Origin of the sequence: Streptococcus sanguinis, assembly GCF_050223295.1 — a bacterium.
Lineage (GTDB): Bacteria > Bacillota > Bacilli > Lactobacillales > Streptococcaceae > Streptococcus > Streptococcus sanguinis_X.
The window spans coordinates 965,811-978,984 of the sequence record NZ_CP071424.1; the positions used below are offsets into that span (position 1 = coordinate 965,811).

Sequence of the window (13,174 nt, forward strand, 5' to 3'; positions counted from 1 at the left end):
AGAAAGAGGTACCCCATGAATGAAATCAAATGCCCCAACTGCGGGGAGGTTTTTACTGTCAATGAGAGCCAGTATAGTGAGCTTTTGTCGCAGGTTCGGACAGCAGAGTTTGACAAGGAGATTCATGCTCGGATTGAGCAGGAACTGGCTTTAGAAGAGCAAAAAGCCCAGAATGTCCAACAAGCTCTCCTATCTCAGAAAGAACAGGAAATTAGCAATCTTCAAAGTCAAATTGCTCAGTTTGAGACCCAGCAGGAATTGGCAAAGAAAGAGGCGGAGCAGGCAGCTAGTCTTCAGTTGCAGGAGAAGGATAAGGAAGTCCAGCAATTGGAAAGTCAGCTGACAACTCTGCGCTTGGAGCATGAAAATCAATTGCAAAAGACCTTGTCTTCGCTGGAAAAAGAGCGAGACGAGGTTAAGAATCAGCTAGTTTTGCAAGAAAAGGAAGCAGCGCTGGCTCAGACCTCGCTTAAAGAGCGCTATGAGGTAGAGCTGCGGCAGAAAGATGAGACAATAGAGTTCTACAAGGATTTTAAAGCCAAGCAGTCCACTAAGATGATTGGTGAGAGTTTGGAACAGCACTGCGAGTACGAGTTTAACAAGAACCGTATGGCCATGTTCCCACGAGCTGAGTTTGGCAAGGACAATGATGCAAGAACCGGCAGCAAGGGTGACTACATTTACCGCGAGGTAGATGAAAATGGCGTGGAAATTCTCTCCATCATGTTTGAGATGAAAAATGAAGGCGATGAGACAGCGACCAAGAAGAAAAATGAGCATTTCTTCAAAGAGCTGGATAAGGATCGGCGGGAGAAAGGCTGTGAATATGCTATTCTGGTGACACTTCTTGAGGCTGACAGCGAGCTCTACAATTCGGGTATTGTCGATGTATCTTATGCCTATGAGAAGATGTATGTTATCCGGCCTCAGTTCTTTCTGCCCATGATTACCCTCCTGCGTAATGCTGCGCTCAACTCGCTCCAGTATAAGCAGGAACTGGCCTTGGTGCGGGAGCAGAATATTGATATTACGCATTTTGAGGAAGATTTGGATGCCTTTAAAGTAGCTTTTGCCAAGAACTATCAGTCCGCTTCGACCAACTTTGGCAAGGCCATCGAGGAGATTGACAAGGCCATCCGCCGGATGGAAGAAATCAAGAAGTTCCTGACAACCTCTGAAAACCAGCTGCGCTTGGCTAATAACAAACTGGATGATGTCTCTGTCAAAAAACTGACACGCAAAAATCCTACTATGAAAGCTAAGTTTGAAGCTTTGAAGGAGTGAGAAAAATGGACTTAACAACCCGTTGGATACAATCAACCAAATTTGCTGAGATTGATCGAATTATAGAAAGACTGCCACAAGAAGGGAAGGAAACTTTTAATCAGCAATGGCAGGCTGCTTCTTCAGAATTACGTAAAGAAATTTGGATTGAACGAGGCAAACAAGTACTGTTAGCTAATGTAGTTTATTTTTTACTACTTTGCTATTTAGTCTTTTTTCAAGGGATGTCCTTATCTGTTAAGGATTTACCTTATCTTGGACTAGGTTTGTTAGTTTTTTCAGGGATTGGATTTATGGACGATGAAGAGGCGACTGACTTAGTTATTAAGAAAAGGCGTCAGATAGCAGTAGCTATTTATAAGCAGTATTTTGAAAGAAAAATAGAAAAATGATAGATCAATTGACTGTTCAAGAATATCAGAAAGAAGACGCAGAAGTTCTGCCGCCCCTGTATAAAGTATTGAGCTATTCAGTAGAAAAAGATGAATTGCAAAGTAGACTCAGGTATATTCTTGCTAATCCAGCTTACGGTTGTTTAGTTGCTGAGAAAGAATCTCAGATTCTTGGCTTTATCGGCTATGCTAAACTTTACTTTTTCGAGGCCACAGGTTTCTACTATCGAATTTTAGCTCTGGCGGTCAGTCGAAATGCCAGGCGGCAAGGAATTGCAACAGCTCTGATGGACAAGGTCAAGAAGATAGCTAGTCAAGATGGTGCCAATGATGAACGGTTGGCTGCGCATGCCCAAAATTATGGCTTTCGTCAGACTAGCCTAGCTTTTGCGATGAACGTAGAGGAGGATGAGTATGGGAAAGAAAAAAGCTAAGACTAGACCGGAAATACCGAAGGAGCCCGACCTCAGCCCTGCTATGCAAGCCCTTTTAGAAGAGGCCTACACCCTGTTTAGTTGCGATTTACACTTTCCTCTGACCCTTTGTAACTGCCCCGTCTGCATCTCCGAGGAGAATCTCAGAGCTTTGCAAACCATTCCTGTCAGGGAACTGAGTGAGGTGTTAATCTATGAATACCTCAACGCGGTGGTTACTAAGAGTGATGACGACTACCAAATCAGGCATTTTCTGCCTCGGATTTTAGAGATGATTGCTCACTACATTGAAATCAGAGTCGATGATTCTCTTAATCTGGATCGGTGTCACTTTGAAAGTGACAGTTGGAAGCAGCAGGAGTTAGATTTTATGCGGCGCTTCTCACGTCAGTTTATCCTTGATACGATTAACTTTAGACCCAGTCAAGCTGATGGTGTGGCGGTTTATTTGGTTATGTTTGATCTGGCTGGCCTTGAAACCAGCCATCTGCTAGATAGGAGTCTTTGGCTGGAGGAAGCTGATCCCATCAAGGCACTACTTGCTCTGGAGGAGATTTACTACAATTACACCAAGAATTATGCTCACTTTGACTATATTTTTTCGGATAATCCTGCCTTTAACCAGCAGATGACAAATTGGTTGAACAGTCGGGAACTGGCTCAAGGTTTTTTTCCAATATTGGAGAATGTTCTCCTATCGGAGGAAGAAATGGCGTCTACCGAGGACTACCGCCTTGAACAGCTTTATCAGATTTTTGAAAGTCGGATAGAAGTGTGACTGTTTCGTTATGTCTTTCTAGTCAATCATTAGCATTCATATAAACTGATGGAATTTTGGAAAAAATCAAGAACAAAAAGTGACTGCTGATTCAGGCTCAGACCTGTCAAGAATATGATGCCAGAGCAGACAAGAATTTCCAAAAGAGAGTTTTAGTATTTTTAGAAAGTTAACCAATGAACGGAATTATCAACTTAAGAAAAGAAGCGGGGATGACTTCGCATGATGCGGTATTTAAGCTGCGCAAAATTTTAAAAACCAAGAAAATTGGTCATGGGGGCACCTTGGATCCAGATGTGGTAGGGGTGCTTCCGATTGCTGTGGGCAAAGCGACGCGCTTGGTCGAGTTTATGCAGGAGGAAGGCAAGGTCTACGAGGGGGAGATCACTCTGGGCTGCTCAACAACGACAGAGGATGCCAGCGGAGACCTCCTAGAGCGGACGCCAGTGACAGAGCTTTTAGAAGAAGCTCTCATTGATGAAACGATGGAGTCCATGACTGGTGAGATTCGCCAGATTCCGCCCATGTACTCTGCAGTCAAGGTAAATGGCCGCAAGCTTTATGAGTATGCAAGGGCGGGTCAAGAAGTAGAGAGGCCAGAGCGGCAGGTGACCATCTATAGTTTCGAGCGCACCGGTCCGATTTCCTATGAAGGTGAACAAGCACGCTTTCGTTTTCGAGTCAAGTGCAGCAAGGGGACCTATGTCCGAACTCTGTCTGTTGATTTGGGAACCAAGCTTGGCTTTGCCAGTCACATGTCCCAGCTGACACGGACTTCCTCAGCAGGTATGAGCTTAGATGATGCCTTGACCTTGGATGAAATAGCAGATCGAGTAGCAGTAGATGATTTCTCCTTCCTCCAACCACTCGAATTGGGAATCGGAGATCTACTGAAAGTTGAGCTCTCAGAAGAGCAAGTTGAGGATGTGAGGAATGGTCGTTTTATCAGCTTGATATCAGAAGAAGCTGAGCTTGCTGGTTTTTATAAGGAGAAGTTAGTAGCCATTTTGGAAAAGCGGGAAGCCGCCTACAAGCCCCGCAAAGTCTTCCTTTAATATCCGCAGTAGAATTGTCAAAAGATTGTTACTCTTTTGTAATATGAAATGTGCGCTTGCATGTTATAATAATTTCATTAAACCTCACAAAAGGACAGCAACTGCACAACTGCTGTCCTTTTGTTTTGCTTTTTTTCGATTTTGACAAACGCCCTGACTAGAGCAGTCAAATCTTTTTGAATATTTTGCAGTTTAGCACGGAACGGATATTGTAAAAATAGCAAATGCGTAGTAAAATAGAGGAATGATGATAACCAAGAGAATTATAGATGAAAAAGGGATTGATCAGACAGAAGATACGGTCCTTGTTCTAGGCTATTTCGATGGACTGCATAAGGGGCATCAGGCACTCTTTGAGAAAGCGAGAGAGATTGCAACGGAGCAAGGTCTCAAGATTGCAGTACTAACCTTCCCAGAGTCTCCTAAGCTGGCCTTTGTCCGCTATCAGCCTGAACTCATGTTGCATCTGGCTAGTCCTGAAGACCGGATGGCGCAGCTGGAAAGTTTAGGTGTTGACTATCTTTACCTGATTGATTTTACTAGCCATTTTGCGGGCAATACAGCTCGGGACTTTTTTGAGAAGTATGTATCTCGTCTGCGCGCCAAAGCCGTGGTAGCTGGCTTTGACTATCATTTTGGCTCAGACCGCAAAGAGTCACATGAGCTGAGAGATTATTTTAATGGCAAGATTGTTATCGTTCCCTCGGTTAATTTGGATAATCGGAAGATTTCTTCCACTCGGATTCGGGAGACGATTGCTGTCGGAGATATGCTGAAAACACAAGAGCTGCTTGGCTACCCTCTGTCTACTCGTGGCATTGTGGTTCATGGCAATGCCAGAGGACGGACGATTGGCTATCCAACAGCCAATCTAGCTCCCTTGGATCGAGTCCATCTCCCAGGAGATGGCGTCTATGTCGCGGATGTTGAGCACAATGGTCAGCGCTATCGAGGTATGGCTAGTGTTGGGAAAAATGTAACTTTTGACGGTGATGAACTTCGTTTTGAGGTTAATATATTTGATTTTTCTCAGGATATCTATGGCGATACCATTCGGATTTTCTGGCTGGATAAGATTCGCGATATGGTTAAGTTTGATGGTATTGACAGCTTGATTGCTCAGCTGCAGAGTGATGAACGGATCGCTAGAAGTTGGACTGGTTATCGAAATAGTTGAAAAATTTATATTTTCATGACATTCGGCAGTAATTTTCAAAAAAATATAGTCAAGCCAAATAAAATTTAGTATAATAGAGGTAGTTATTATACAGAATTAGAAGAGAAACGCATGATTACATTATTTTTATCGCCGAGTTGTACTTCTTGCCGTAAGGCGCGTGCTTGGCTGCTAAATCATGAAGTGCCCTTTCAGGAACATAATATCATGACGAGCCCTCTGTCAGCTCCCGAATTGCAACACATTCTTTCTCTGACAGAGAACGGTACAGACGACATTATTTCAACTCGCTCAAAAATTTTTCAGAAATTAGATTTGGATGTGGAGGATTTGTCCATTTCAACCTTGATTCAGTTGATTGAGGAAAATCCCAGTCTTTTGCGACGCCCAATTATTTTAGACGGCAAACGGATGCAAATCGGCTTTAACGAGGATGAAATTCGTGCTTTCCTGCCTCGTAGTTATCGTAAGGAAGAGTTAAGATCCGCAACCATGCGGGCAGATATTCAGTAAAGATGAACAAAAATTATAGTTACCCACTAGATTTATCGTGGAGCACTGAAGAGCTTGCTTCGGTGCTCTCTTTTTTTAATGATGTAGAAGCAGCCTATGAACAGAAAGTCCAAGCGGAAAAGCTCTTGAAGTCCTATGCGGCTTTCAAGCAAGTTGTTCCGAGCAAGGGTCAAGAGAAGCGAATCGGGCGAGAGTTTGAAAACGTCAGCGGTTATTCGCTTTATCGTGCTGTTCAAGAGGCAAAAAGTAAAGGTAAAGGAAGCATTTCTCTTGGAAAATAAATTTCATTTTGCTAAAGAAATCATCTACCAAGCTGGTGCTTTTTTGAGAGAACATCTCTATGATGATTTGGATGTGAGTCAAAAGACCAGTGCCACTGACTTAGTCACCCAGATGGACCGGAGGGTTCAGGATGATTTGGTGGCTAAGATTCTAGCCCGCTATCCGCAGGATGCTATTTTAGCGGAGGAAAATGGACTCCGACATGATATTACTGATGGCAATGTCTGGGTGATTGATCCAATCGACGGGACCACCAACTTTATCACTCAGAAAGCTGATTTTGCTGTTATGATTGCCTATTTTGAAAAGGGCATTGGTCGTTTTGGCTTGATCTATGATGTGACCAGAGACCAACTCTATCACGGTGGCGGAGACTTTGACGTCTACTGTAACGACCGGAAACTTCCTGCTTTTGAGGACCGGCCTTTTCAAGATTTTCTTATGGCTTCCAATGCTGGTATGCTCCAAGCCAATGATTGGGGGTTGGCAGACTTAGCTCGGGAGTGTTTAGGGGTTCGGGTTTATGGCAGTGCTGGGATTAGCTTTAGCAAGGTGCTGTCTGGCGGTCTCTTGGCTTATTTTTCCTACAACTGGCCTTGGGATTATGCGGCGGCTTCGATTATGGCGGAGAAGCTAGGCTTTATCGTCCAGACCTTGGATGGCAGTCAGCTAAATTTCCAGACTCGGCAGCCTGTCATGATGGCGCCTAAGTGCAAACTATCGGCTCTGAAGCCTTATTTAGAAAAGGGGAAGCAGTAGATGGACTTTCCTAAAGGTTTTAAAGAAAAATATGAGCAGATTTTAGGCGCAGAAGTGGCGGACTTTTTTGCGACTTTTGACGAGGAGCCGATTTCGGCCTTTCGCAGCAATCCTCTGAAAGAAGGCCAACAGAATTTCTCAGATGCCATTCCTCAGACAGACTGGGGCTTTTATGGCAAGGTGTCTGGCAAGTCTGCTGAGCATGTGACTGGTCTGGTTTATTCGCAGGAGCCAGCAGCTCAGATGGTGGCTCAGATAGCAGCACCATCTAAGGGTATGAAGGTCCTAGATTTGGCGGCGGCTCCAGGTGGCAAGTCAACTCATCTTTTATCTTTTTTAGATAATACGGGCCTGCTGGTCTCCAACGAAATCAATAGCAAACGATCAAAAATCTTAGTGGAGAACATTGAGCGCTTTGGTGCTAGAAATGTGCTTGTTACCAATGAATCTGCTGACCGTTTGGCTCAGGTTTTCGAGGGATATTTTGATTTGATTGTGCTGGATGCCCCTTGTTCGGGCGAGGGCATGTTTCGTAAGCAGCCGGATGCTACCCAGTATTGGACTCCGGATTATCCAGCCCAATGCGCCCAGCTCCAGAGAGAAATTTTAACAGCTGCTATGAGCATGCTTGCCAAGGACGGTCGTCTGGTTTATTCGACCTGTACTTGGGCTCCTGAAGAAAATGAAGACATCGTTACTTGGTTACTGGAAGAATTTCCACTTGAACTTATTGATATTCCTAAGATAAACGGGATGACTGAAGGAATTGGCTTTCCTGAGACAGCTCGGATGTATCCGAATCGCTTCAAAGGTGAAGGTCAGTTTGCAGCTCACTTTCGCTTTACTGGTGAGAATAGCAGTAAGAAGATTAAATCAGCTAAGCATCGCTTGACGAGCGATCAAAGAAAGTTATGGCAGGATTTTGAGACAAAGCATCTAAAAACAGTCTTGACTGGAGAGCTGAAGACCTTTGGGGACAATCTTTATTTGTTGCCTTCTGGCCTGCCAGACCTGTCCAAGCTAAGGATTGCCCGTAACGGTTTGCATCTAGGAACGTTTAAGAAGAATCGCTTTGAGCCTAGCTTTGCCCTAGGCTTGGCTATGAAGCCCAGCGAAGTTCTGAATCGAGTTGAAATCAATAATCAGGACTTCAAGAAATATGCGGCTGGCGAGACGATTGAACTGGCAGAAACGAAGCCAAACGGCTGGTACCAACTAGTCCTTGGCGGGAACGGCCTGGGCTTTGCAAAAGTCACTGGAAAAATCCTGAAAAATTATTTTCCAAAAGGCCTGAGATTTAGATAAAATATTAGGAAAAGCTGGTATTATATGATATAGTTGAAGATGTGAATGTATTGAAAAAAGCTTCTTTCTGCTAAGTAAGAAATACTAAAGATACTTCCCATCCTCTTGATTTTATTAAAGGAGAAATCTTTTGAACAAATTGAAAAAATTTGCTTTAGCGCTGACGGCTCTGGGCTTAGGACTCACCTTATCAGCTTGTTCATCATGGATTGACCGTGGTGAATCTATGACAGCAGTAGGGTCAACTGCTTTGCAGCCTTTAGTTGAAGCGGCAGCTGATGACTTTGGCTCTAACAACATCGGTAAAACAGTCAATGTTCAGGGTGGTGGATCTGGTACAGGTCTGTCTCAAGTGCAGTCAGGAGCTGTTGAAATCGGGAACTCGGATGTTTTCGCTGAAGAGAAGGAAGGAATCAAAGCGTCTGACTTGGTGGACCATAAGGTCGCCGTGGCTGGGATTGCTGTGATTGTCAATAAAGAAGTTGACGTGGATAATCTAACGTCCGAACAGCTGCAGAAAATTTTTACTGGTGAAATCACCAACTGGAAAGAACTGGGCGGTAAGGACTTGGAGATTTCAATTATCAATCGTGCGGCTAGCTCTGGTTCCCGAGCAACCTTTGACAGTGTCATCATGGATGGGAAATCAGCTGTGCAGAGTCAGGAGCAGGATTCCAACGGTATGGTCAAAAATATCGTTTCGCAAACTCCCGGCGCGATTTCTTACCTGGCCTTTGCCTATGTTGATGAGTCTGTAAAAACCTTGAAACTCAATAACTACGAACCAACAGCAGAGAACGTTGCTACCAATAACTGGTCGCTCTGGTCTTATGAGCATATGTATACACTGGGCAAGCCGACTGGTCTGGCTGCTGAGTTTCTAGACTATATGCTGTCAGATGATGTTCAAAAAGGGGTGGTTACCAGCATGGGCTATATCTCAATCAACGATATGAAAGTCAGCAAGGACGCTGATGGGAATGTCACAGCAATAGAAGGAGATTCAAAATGAAAAATGAGGAATTAACCAAAAAGTTGTTATCGCCTTCTAAAAATTCTCGCTTGGAGAAGTTTGGCCGCTATCTGACTTTTGCCTGTCTGTCACTGATTGTGGTGATTGTGGCTATGATTCTAATTTTCGTTGCTCAGAAAGGTCTATCTACTTTCTTTGTCAACGGCGTTAATGTTTTTGATTTTCTTTTTGGTGGCGTCTGGAATCCTTCTGGTAAGGAATTCGGTGCCCTGCCAATGATTTTAGGCTCTTTTATCGTTACCATTCTGTCAGCCTTGATAGCAACTCCCTTTGCGATTGGTGCAGCTGTCTTTATGACAGAGGTTTCTCCAAAAGGAGCAAAGATACTGCAACCAGCAATTGAACTTTTAGTTGGTATTCCGTCTGTTGTTTATGGATTTATCGGTCTGCAAATCGTGGTTCCTTTTGTCCGGACTGTCTTTGGCGGTACGGGTTTTGGGATTTTGTCTGGTATTTTTGTGCTCTTTGTCATGATTTTGCCAACAGTAACCTTTATGACGACGGACAGTCTGCGTGCTGTGCCACGCCACTACCGTGAAGCAAGTCTGGCTATGGGCGCAACGCGCTGGCAGACTATTTGGCGGGTAACACTCAAGGCTGCTCGCTCAGGTATCTTTACAGCTGTGGTCTTTGGAATGGCGCGTGCCTTCGGTGAAGCCCTAGCTATCCAGATGGTCGTTGGTAACTCTGCGGTGATTCCAACCTCTTTGACAACACCAGCAGCTACACTGACCTCTGTCTTGACCATGGGAATCGGAAATACCGTTATGGGAACAGTGGACAATAACGTTCTCTGGTCTCTGGCTCTGGTGCTCTTGATGATGAGCTTAGCCTTTAACAGTGTGATTAAACTAATTACAAAAGAAAGAGGTAAGAAAAACTATGCACGCTAAGAAATTAGATAAATTGGCGACTGGTGTTCTCTACACAATAGCGAGTATCATTGTTGCCATCCTTGCCTCTCTCATCCTCTATATCTTAGTTAGAGGTCTGCCGCATGTTTCCTGGTCTTTCTTGACAGGGAAATCCTCTTCTTACCAAGCTGGCGGTGGTATTGGGATTCAGCTATACAATTCCTTCTTCCTGCTGGTGATTACTCTGATTATCTCTGTGCCTCTTTCTATGGGGGCTGGGGTTTATCTGTCAGAGTATGCTAAGAAAGGCCCAGTGACCAACTTTGTCCGTACCTGTATTGAAATTCTATCTTCACTGCCTTCGGTAGTAGTAGGGCTCTTTGGTTATTTGATCTTTGTTGTCCAGTTTGAGTATGGCTTCTCAATCATTTCTGGTGCCTTGGCCTTGACCGTCTTTAATCTGCCTCAGATGACGCGGAACGTCGAAGATAGCCTGCGCCATGTCCATCATACGCAACGTGAAGCTGGTTTGGCCTTGGGAATTTCCCGCTGGGAAACGGTCCTGCATGTGGTCATCCCAGAAGCTTTGCCTAGTATTGTGACAGGTATTGTACTAGCTTCTGGTCGTATCTTTGGTGAGGCAGCGGCCTTGATTTATACAGCAGGTCAGTCAGCGCCGGCTCTTGACTGGTCCAACTGGAATATTTTCAGCGTCACTAGTCCTATCTCTATCTTCCGTCAGGCTGAGACTTTGGCCGTCCATATCTGGAAGGTCAATAGTGAGGGTACAATTCCTGATGGAACGGCTGTTTCTGCAGGTTCAGCAGCGGTTCTCCTGATCTTCATTTTGATTTTCAATCTGGGAGCCCGCAAACTGGGCAGCTATCTGCATAAGAAATTAACCTCTGCTTAAAGGAGAAGAAATGACAGAATATAATTGGAATGAAAAACATATCATTACTTTTCCTGAAGAAAAGGTAGCCCTGTCGACCAAGGATTTGCATGTTTACTACGGTAAAAAGGAATCCATCAAGGGCATTGATATGCAGTTTGAAAAAAATAAAATCACTGCTTTGATTGGCCCGTCAGGATCAGGTAAATCTACCTATCTTCGCAGCCTCAACCGCATGAACGATACCATTGATATTGCCAATGTGACTGGAGAGATTCTCTATGAGGGGATTGATGTCAACCGCCCTGAAATCAATGTTTATGAAATGCGTAAGCATATTGGCATGGTTTTCCAACGGCCAAATCCTTTTGCCAAGTCCATCTATCGAAATATTACCTTTGCTCATGAACGGGCTGGTGTCAGAGATAGAAAGGTTTTGGATGAGATTGTGGAGACCTCGCTTAAGCAAGCAGCTCTTTGGGATCAGGTCAAAGATGACTTGCACAAGTCAGCCCTGACTCTCTCTGGGGGTCAGCAGCAGCGGCTCTGTATTGCCCGTGCTATCTCAGTCAAACCAAACATTCTGCTCATGGATGAGCCAGCGTCAGCCTTGGATCCGATTGCGACCATGCAGCTGGAAGAAACCATGTTTGAGCTTAAGAACAACTATACCATTATCATTGTGACCCACAATATGCAGCAGGCTGCCCGTGCTAGTGACTACACTGGATTCTTCTATCTGGGCGACTTGATTGAGTACGATAAGACGGCCAATATTTTCCAAAATGCCAAGCTTCAGTCCACTAATGACTATGTTTCAGGTCATTTTGGTTAAGCAGCTGTCCGTATTCATCACGATTCAACAAGCTTAGTCTTTGGTTGAATGTAAAATAAAATGAAGGAAAAACGTATGACAGAACCTATTTTGCAAGTCAAGGACTTGTCGGTTTATTATAATAAAAAGAAAGCCCTTAATAGCGTTTCACTTGATTTCATGCCAAATGAGATTACGGCTTTGATTGGACCGTCAGGCTCAGGTAAGTCAACCTTGCTTAAGGCCATCAACCGAATGGGCGACCTGAATCCAGAAGTAACGACTACAGGAACGGTCATTTATAACAGTCACAATATCTATGGTCCGAGGACAGATACAGTGGAGCTTCGCAAAGAAATCGGAATGGTCTTCCAGCAGCCTAATCCCTTCCCTATGACTATCTATGAAAATGTGGTCTATGGACTTCGGATTAATGGTGTTAAGGACAAGGCCGTCTTGGACGAAGCAGTAGAACGTTCCCTTATTGGCGCTTCTATCTGGGACGAGGTCAAGGACCGTCTGCATGATTCCGCTATCGGTCTTTCCGGTGGTCAGCAGCAACGGGTTTGTGTGGCTCGCGTGCTAGCTACTAGTCCTAAGATCATTCTCTTGGACGAGCCGACATCAGCCTTGGATCCAATCTCAGCTGGGAAAATCGAGGAAACCCTCTACAGCCTGAAAGACAAATATACCATGCTTTTGGTCACTCGCTCCATGCAGCAGGCGTCTCGGATTTCTGAAAAGACCGGCTTCTTCCTTGGTGGAGACTTGATTGAATTTAATGAAACCAAGAAGATGTTCCTCAATCCAGCCCACAAAGAGACCGAAGACTACATTACTGGTAAATTCGGATAACAGAAAGGAATCTTATGCTTAGAGTACAATTTGAAGAAGATTTAGAAAAACTTCATAATCAATTCTACGCGATGGGAAACGAAGTCCTATCGCAGATTAACCGAACGGTTCGTGCCTTTGTCACACATGACCGTGAACTGGCTCGTCAGGTCATTGAAGACGATGCCGAAGTCAATGAATACGAAGTGAAACTGGAGAAAAAATCTCTGGAAATCATTGCCCTGCAGCAACCTGTATCTCAGGACTTGCGAACCGTTATCACCGTGCTGAAGGCCAGCAGTGACTTGGAACGCATGGGTGACCACGCCGTATCGATCGCCAAAGCCACTGTTCGGATGAAGGGAGAAGTTCGCATCGAGTCTGTAGAAGATGCAATCAGCAAGATGGGGCGCGATGTTAAGAATTTCGTCGAAGAAACCCTGAACGTCTACCTCAATGGAAATGTAGACCAAGCTTATGCTGTAGCAGCTATGGATGAGAAAATCAACCAATACTTTGATGATATTCGCGATCTTGCTACTGAGGAAATCAAACAAAATCCAGAGCTGATTGTGACTGGCCGTGACTACTTCCAAGTTATCTCTTACTTGGAACGAATCGGCGACTATGCCAAGAATATCTGTGAATGGGTTGTTTACTTTGAAACAGGTAAAATTATTGAGTTGTAATCATCAAAAGATGCGATTTGTTTCGTGTCTTTTTTGTATAAACTCAAGTATGGTTAGCATTCCATCTTGTGTTTTAACT

Annotated in this window: 16 protein-coding genes; all 16 read left to right on the forward strand. The window is 44.3% G+C overall.

Annotation, left to right across the window (positions count from 1 at the left end; genetic code table 11):
- The first annotated feature begins 15 nt into the window (after nt 1-15).
- A complete protein-coding gene (locus J1C77_RS04745; protein ID WP_002921582.1) occupies nt 16-1,284 on the forward strand; it encodes a DUF2130 domain-containing protein in 1,269 nt (422 codons plus the stop codon).
- Nucleotides 1,285-1,289: 5 nt separating this feature from the next.
- Nucleotides 1,290-1,676 carry a hypothetical protein gene (locus tag J1C77_RS04750; protein WP_002921580.1) on the forward strand — a complete coding sequence of 129 codons (387 nt, stop codon included), beginning with the start codon at nt 1,290-1,292 and terminating at the stop codon, nt 1,674-1,676.
- Nucleotides 1,673-2,110 carry a GNAT family N-acetyltransferase gene (locus J1C77_RS04755; protein WP_002921578.1) on the forward strand — a complete coding sequence of 146 codons (438 nt, stop codon included), beginning with the start codon at nt 1,673-1,675 and terminating at the stop codon, nt 2,108-2,110. The genes J1C77_RS04750 and J1C77_RS04755 overlap by 4 nt, the downstream gene beginning before the upstream one ends.
- Nucleotides 2,091-2,888, forward strand: a complete 798-nt coding sequence (locus J1C77_RS04760) for a hypothetical protein (RefSeq protein ID WP_002921576.1) — start codon at nt 2,091-2,093, stop codon at nt 2,886-2,888. The genes J1C77_RS04755 and J1C77_RS04760 overlap by 20 nt, the downstream gene beginning before the upstream one ends.
- A 176-nt stretch (nt 2,889-3,064) precedes the next feature.
- On the forward strand, nt 3,065-3,943 hold the full coding sequence (truB, locus tag J1C77_RS04765) for a tRNA pseudouridine(55) synthase TruB (RefSeq protein WP_002921574.1): 879 nt from the start codon (nt 3,065-3,067) through the stop codon (nt 3,941-3,943).
- A gap of 247 nt (nt 3,944-4,190) precedes the next feature.
- Entirely contained in the window at nt 4,191-5,120 is a 930-nt protein-coding gene (locus J1C77_RS04770) for a bifunctional riboflavin kinase/FAD synthetase (protein WP_328262849.1), read from the forward strand.
- A 111-nt stretch (nt 5,121-5,231) separates the two neighbouring features.
- The gene (locus tag J1C77_RS04775; protein WP_002906786.1) at nt 5,232-5,633 is read left to right on the forward strand and encodes a Spx/MgsR family RNA polymerase-binding regulatory protein; all 402 of its coding nucleotides are present in this window, start codon (nt 5,232-5,234) and stop codon (nt 5,631-5,633) included.
- Nucleotides 5,634-5,635: 2 nt separating this feature from the next.
- Nucleotides 5,636-5,914: a UPF0223 family protein gene (locus tag J1C77_RS04780; RefSeq protein WP_002897770.1), complete on the forward strand. Its 279-nt coding sequence runs from the start codon at nt 5,636-5,638 to the stop codon at nt 5,912-5,914.
- The gene (locus J1C77_RS04785) at nt 5,904-6,674 is read left to right on the forward strand and encodes an inositol monophosphatase family protein (RefSeq protein WP_042762922.1); all 771 of its coding nucleotides are present in this window, start codon (nt 5,904-5,906) and stop codon (nt 6,672-6,674) included. The genes J1C77_RS04780 and J1C77_RS04785 overlap by 11 nt, the downstream gene beginning before the upstream one ends.
- Nucleotides 6,675-7,979 carry an RsmF rRNA methyltransferase first C-terminal domain-containing protein gene (locus J1C77_RS04790; RefSeq protein ID WP_002921564.1) on the forward strand — a complete coding sequence of 435 codons (1,305 nt, stop codon included), beginning with the start codon at nt 6,675-6,677 and terminating at the stop codon, nt 7,977-7,979. It abuts the gene before it with no gap.
- Nucleotides 7,980-8,109: 130 nt separating this feature from the next.
- Entirely contained in the window at nt 8,110-8,991 is an 882-nt protein-coding gene (locus tag J1C77_RS04795) for a phosphate ABC transporter substrate-binding protein PstS family protein (RefSeq protein WP_002897767.1), read from the forward strand.
- Nucleotides 8,988-9,905: a phosphate ABC transporter permease subunit PstC gene (pstC, locus tag J1C77_RS04800; protein WP_002895771.1), complete on the forward strand. Its 918-nt coding sequence runs from the start codon at nt 8,988-8,990 to the stop codon at nt 9,903-9,905. The genes J1C77_RS04795 and pstC overlap by 4 nt, the downstream gene beginning before the upstream one ends.
- Nucleotides 9,895-10,779, forward strand: a complete 885-nt coding sequence (gene pstA, locus J1C77_RS04805) for a phosphate ABC transporter permease PstA (protein WP_002895770.1) — start codon at nt 9,895-9,897, stop codon at nt 10,777-10,779. The genes pstC and pstA overlap by 11 nt, the downstream gene beginning before the upstream one ends.
- Nucleotides 10,780-10,789: 10 nt before the next feature.
- Nucleotides 10,790-11,593, forward strand: a complete 804-nt coding sequence (gene pstB, locus J1C77_RS04810) for a phosphate ABC transporter ATP-binding protein PstB (RefSeq protein WP_002895769.1) — start codon at nt 10,790-10,792, stop codon at nt 11,591-11,593.
- A gap of 75 nt (nt 11,594-11,668) precedes the next feature.
- Nucleotides 11,669-12,427, forward strand: a complete 759-nt coding sequence (gene pstB / locus J1C77_RS04815; RefSeq protein WP_009660526.1) for a phosphate ABC transporter ATP-binding protein PstB — start codon at nt 11,669-11,671, stop codon at nt 12,425-12,427.
- Between the two features lie 14 nt (nt 12,428-12,441).
- Complete coding sequence (gene phoU, locus J1C77_RS04820) at nt 12,442-13,095, forward strand: phosphate signaling complex protein PhoU (protein ID WP_002895767.1); 654 nt, start codon at nt 12,442-12,444, stop codon at nt 13,093-13,095.
- Nucleotides 13,096-13,174 lie beyond the last annotated feature (79 nt).

What these genes read in the sequence shown, in the direction of transcription:
- J1C77_RS04745 (WP_002921582.1), top strand. Translation starts at nt 16, where the DNA reads ATGAATGAAATCAAATGCCCCAACTGCGGGGAGGTTTTTACTGTCAAT.
- J1C77_RS04750 (WP_002921580.1), top strand. Translation starts at nt 1,290, where the DNA reads ATGGACTTAACAACCCGTTGGATACAATCAACCAAATTTGCTGAGATT.
- J1C77_RS04755 (WP_002921578.1), top strand. Translation starts at nt 1,673, where the DNA reads ATGATAGATCAATTGACTGTTCAAGAATATCAGAAAGAAGACGCAGAA.
- J1C77_RS04760 (WP_002921576.1), top strand. Translation starts at nt 2,091, where the DNA reads ATGGGAAAGAAAAAAGCTAAGACTAGACCGGAAATACCGAAGGAGCCC.
- truB (WP_002921574.1), top strand. Translation starts at nt 3,065, where the DNA reads ATGAACGGAATTATCAACTTAAGAAAAGAAGCGGGGATGACTTCGCAT.
- J1C77_RS04770 (WP_328262849.1), top strand. Translation starts at nt 4,191, where the DNA reads ATGATAACCAAGAGAATTATAGATGAAAAAGGGATTGATCAGACAGAA.
- J1C77_RS04775 (WP_002906786.1), top strand. Translation starts at nt 5,232, where the DNA reads ATGATTACATTATTTTTATCGCCGAGTTGTACTTCTTGCCGTAAGGCG.
- J1C77_RS04780 (WP_002897770.1), top strand. Translation starts at nt 5,636, where the DNA reads ATGAACAAAAATTATAGTTACCCACTAGATTTATCGTGGAGCACTGAA.
- J1C77_RS04790 (WP_002921564.1), top strand. Translation starts at nt 6,675, where the DNA reads ATGGACTTTCCTAAAGGTTTTAAAGAAAAATATGAGCAGATTTTAGGC.
- pstC (WP_002895771.1), top strand. Translation starts at nt 8,988, where the DNA reads ATGAAAAATGAGGAATTAACCAAAAAGTTGTTATCGCCTTCTAAAAAT.
- pstA (WP_002895770.1), top strand. Translation starts at nt 9,895, where the DNA reads ATGCACGCTAAGAAATTAGATAAATTGGCGACTGGTGTTCTCTACACA.
- pstB (WP_002895769.1), top strand. Translation starts at nt 10,790, where the DNA reads ATGACAGAATATAATTGGAATGAAAAACATATCATTACTTTTCCTGAA.
- pstB (WP_009660526.1), top strand. Translation starts at nt 11,669, where the DNA reads ATGACAGAACCTATTTTGCAAGTCAAGGACTTGTCGGTTTATTATAAT.
- phoU (WP_002895767.1), top strand. Translation starts at nt 12,442, where the DNA reads ATGCTTAGAGTACAATTTGAAGAAGATTTAGAAAAACTTCATAATCAA.